Here is a 912-nt window from a genome sequence, read left to right on the forward strand (position 1 = left end):
TAAAGCGCTTTTGATCTGGACTTGAATCCATTCGGGTGGGCTGTGCGTTGACAGGCATATGGCCCGGGAGGCAAGCCATGCCCCAGCCCTATTCCGCTGATCTGCGTGCGCGTGTTCTGGTCGCCGGTGCGCGCGGCGACCTTCCTCAAGTTGAGATTGCCCGCCGCTTTCAGGTCTGCCCCGCCACCGTGTCGAACTGGCGCCGCCAGGAGCGCGAGGAAGGTCGGCGTGCTCCTAAGCCGCACAGCGGCGGCGTGCCCTCGCGCCTGGACGCGGCGGTGCTCGAGGTGCTGCGCCAACTCGTGATCGATGACAACGACGCACTGCTGCGGGAGTACCGCGAGCGCCTGGCCGAGCGAACGGGCGTGACGGTGTGTCTGGCGGTGATCTGCGAGGCGCTCAAGCGCCTTAAGCTGCGTCCGAAAAAAAGACCCTCCGGGCGGCCGAGCAGGAGCGGGCCGAGATTGCCGCCGAGCGCGAGGCTTACCGCCGGCAGATGAGCACGCTTCCCGTGGAACGCCTGGTGTTCCTGGATGAAAGCGGGGTGACGACCAAGATGGCCCGCACCCATGCGCGAGCCCCACGGGGGCAACGCGCCTATGGATCGATCCCGCTCGGCTCCTGGCAGCGATTGACGGTGTTAGGCGCACTCGCCTGTGACGGGCTGGTCGCTTCGATGAGCATTGAGGCGTCCACCTCAACCTCCGTGCTGCTGGCTTATCTCGAGCAGGTGCTGGTGCCGGCCCTCAAACGCACGAAGCCCGATGCCATTCTGGTGATGGACAACTTGCGCCCGCATCATGCCACAGAGGTGCGGGAGCTGCTTGAGCAGGCCGGGATCGGGCTTTTGTACCTGCCGCGCTACTCGCCCGAGTTCAACCCAATCGAGCAGGCCTGGGCCAAGGTGAAAGA

Annotated in this window: 2 protein-coding genes; both read left to right on the forward strand. The window is 65.5% G+C overall.

The features are described from left to right. The first annotated feature begins 77 nt into the window (after window positions 1-77). Window positions 78-500: a helix-turn-helix domain-containing protein gene (locus KHP60_RS24855; protein ID WP_213566936.1), complete on the forward strand. Its 423-nt coding sequence runs from the start codon at window positions 78-80 to the stop codon at window positions 498-500. Next, window positions 464-912 (forward strand): IS630 family transposase (locus KHP60_RS24860; RefSeq protein WP_311925360.1); only part of this gene is annotated, 449 nt, incomplete at its 3' end. The genes KHP60_RS24855 and KHP60_RS24860, both read left to right, overlap by 37 nt.

This window comes from Microvirga sp. 3-52 (assembly GCF_018383585.1).
GTDB lineage: Bacteria > Pseudomonadota > Alphaproteobacteria > Rhizobiales > Beijerinckiaceae > Microvirga.